3 protein-coding genes are annotated in these 3,175 nt (G+C 40.5%); all 3 read right to left on the bottom strand.

All coding sequences use genetic code 11. The features are described 5' to 3' along the window. Positions 1-269 precede the first annotated feature (269 nt). Positions 270-728 (bottom strand): hypothetical protein, encoded by a 459-nt coding sequence (locus F6K37_RS35925; protein WP_071103258.1) that lies wholly within the window; start codon positions 726-728, stop codon positions 270-272. Between the two features lie 798 nt (positions 729-1,526). Then, a complete protein-coding gene (locus F6K37_RS35920; RefSeq protein WP_287255727.1) occupies positions 1,527-1,868 on the bottom strand; it encodes a DNA-binding protein in 342 nt (113 codons plus the stop codon). Between the two features lie 145 nt (positions 1,869-2,013). Next, positions 2,014-2,439: an FcoT family thioesterase gene (locus F6K37_RS35915; RefSeq protein ID WP_287255723.1), complete on the bottom strand. Its 426-nt coding sequence runs from the start codon at positions 2,437-2,439 to the stop codon at positions 2,014-2,016. Positions 2,440-3,175 lie beyond the last annotated feature (736 nt).

Raw genomic sequence — 3,175 nt, 5'->3', positions numbered from 1 at the left:
TTACCCCTTCAATAGCAAGGGATTCAATGAACTAAAAATGCCATTTTAATAAAAATGCATTTTTAAATTACTCAAAAGCTTACTTAGTAAGGTTTACGGCGATTATTTTATACTAATTTATCATAGCAACTCTAGGAGAGCCAAATTTTTTAATAAAAAATCCTCCCCAGATATTGAGGAGGATTTCTTGGAAACTAGTATGATAGCTTTCTACTATCCGTTACTAGATTGCTGAGCAATCACAGGATCTTTGATCATGCTAGATCACACTAGTGATGTGCTGTGTAAATACCCATAAGAGTACCCTGGAACCAACCTGCTCCACATCCATCTATTTCAAAATCACCTGTCTCAGGATCAAAAGTAATAGTTCCCAACATTACATCACTGGCGTTTGTAAGTTTGTATGAAACGTCTGATGTGCGGACAACCTCAGCACTAGTGTCACTGCCTTCGACATTTACCCATAATTTGCGACTTTTGTCAGTATAGACGTCTAGAACAGTGTCCCAGGCATAGGTTGCGGATCGGGCGATTAGTGTACCTGAGAATACATTTCCTTTCTCTCCAATGTTTGTGACCAAGGATGGTCCACTACCATTATTGGAATGAGCCCAAGCAGCGACTATGGTTGGAGCTTCATCAGCAGCAAGTGCATTAGCGTTACCGAGAAACAAAGTTACCGCTGCTAACAGTGATACTACAACTAAACGCAGGGAATTAATCATTTTTTGAATTCAACTTTTTTGCTGATTGACAAGAGGTAATTAAGGGCTTTTTTTTATATATCAATACGGGAGCATGTCACTTATGCAGAACATTTGTACTAAAGCTATAGCCCTCTCATGTGTTTGAGCTTGCTCTGATAGTATATAGTTCATCTGTTCTGCAACTTTGACCTGCTCCCTATCAATACCTTATCTTTAACCCTCACATTTACAAACAATAGCATTTGTATTTGAGATGTCAACCTCCCACAAGTTTTGAATGCTAATAAAAGCTTAAAATCAGCCATTTCTATCAGATTGTGTCAATATAGCTAATTTGTTGATTAATAACACATAAAAGAGTATTAAAAACATTTATAAGTTATTATGATTGACTTGCAAGGAGCTAAGTGACTACTATTGGTAGTAGCTATAATTCCAGATCCGATCATGCTGCTGCGATCGCTTTTCTGATTGTCTGGGTTCGGGTGCAGGTTGTCTAGTCCAATTAAATTGGATACTTGAAAAAATGCACGTGTTTCAGCCCCACATATTGCAAACACCATTGTTTAAACCCTTACAACGCAAAGATTTATTTGGGGTGCAACGCCGAATTTTTAATAATAATTTTGAATGGTCGCGAACGGATTGACCCCCTCAGCGACTAGCCGGAAAACTGCCACCAGCGATGCAGCGCGGTCTTGGGGAGGCAGCGCGGTCTTGGGGGTCTCCACGGGGCTTACAAGGTGCGGACGCAGGTTCCGCACACAGCCCCTCCCCATGAGCGACTGCCGTGGTTTCCCCCACTCGCGCTTTGCATCAAGAAATAAAGTGAATATCACTAAAGGTTTCGATCCACAGACGAGCACCACAATCTAGTGGATGATCGGGATTATAAACAATCTTACATGGACCAAGGATTTCCACTTCGTTCCCGTAGATATTGCTACCACTTCGTTTTACTGAAATCACTGGCTTGCGGTCTTGAGGGCTTTTCTTGATATTCGAGCCAATGTGATTGCGGTTGACATTAATCTTAGCTAATGCGGTCGTACGACTAGTGCGCCATTTCCCCTTTGGTCCACGAGTACCTTTGGTAATTTGTGGCAAATGGTTGAACAGAGGAATAATCCAGAATTTTCCAGTTTTAAAAAAAATGATTCAATTAATTACAATATCAACTTCTCCATAAGCTAAACCATCACTATAATCTTAAAATACTACCTCGGTTTTTAAAAAAAATAAAAATATTTTTTTGGTCTTCTTGATTTTTTTTATTATCAATAACCCTGAAAATTTATTTGCTTTAATAACTCTTTTCTAAAAAAAAATCAAGACGTGTAATGTAAATATTTGAAAGCTGTTTACGATAAAAATTATCTAATGTTAGCTCCTTTAGACTGCTAAGCAGGTGTTTAGAACAAGCTTGAGCCAGCGCAACATACATAAGTTGATTGTAGCAGATATTAAATTCAACAGCGTTAAAATGACCGGTATCATCTATATAACAGGATTCACTGATCGAAAATTCCCCTCTTACGACATAATCCTTATCCTCCCTCAAAGTAGAACCAACAGTGTCAGAAATTTTGAAATCAATATAGGCTTCCTGAAGATAAATTGCACCTTTACTGGCATATGGACTCAGTGTACGTTGTAGCAACAACTCGTCAATTCTTTCAAAGTCTTCTTTCTGTACAGGCATGACTTTAGCTTTCCAGGTTCTTTCCAATTTTTCAGTTTATACTACATGGGGACACGGAGGTAAGCATTTAGGTGTAGGGGTTGACAAAGCCATCCTAATTACTCAAATCCATCCCAAGAACGAGACCCACCGGGTACTTTCCGCTTAGTGACCGCCAGATGCAATGACCGCCCTGCCCGATTGTGATCGGGTGGGCAGGATACTTACCCTACTCCTATTTATTCGAAGATTCAGCAATGCCCTCTGGTTATGGGTGGGGTTTTTGCACTCAGCTTTGCAGCCCCAAAGGCATTCGCGTAGTGTCTCCTACGGAGAATCGCAGCGGTTTTTTTTATGTGCTTGGACTTAGGGATTTTACCAGATAGAATATTCAATATTTATTGTTACTGACATCGATGCCACAGTCACAATACACTCCCGAACCAATAACTGATATTCCAGTAGCCATCAGAAAGTATTGATTAGACCATATTGGATATCATGCTGCTAGTATTCATAGTGCAACTTATTATGTTTAGCAAACTAATACCCCAAGTTTCTAGAACAAATAAAACAGGCTAAGCATCAATCTTCAATTCCTGCAACGCCGAATAATAAAATTGATCATTTTGAATAGTCCCAAAGCCTTGACCCCCTCAACGACTAGCAGGAAAACTGCCACCAGCGATGCAGCGCGGTCTTGGGGAGGCAGCGCGGTCTTGGGGGTCTCCACGGGGCTTACAAGGTGCGGACGCAGGTTCCGCACACAGCCCCTCCCCATGAG

This window comes from Moorena sp. SIO4E2, assembly GCF_010671945.1.
GTDB lineage: Bacteria > Cyanobacteriota > Cyanobacteriia > Cyanobacteriales > Coleofasciculaceae > Moorena > Moorena producens.
The sequence above is the reverse complement of the archived record's forward strand: the minus strand, read 5'-3'. Positions and strand labels throughout refer to the sequence as shown.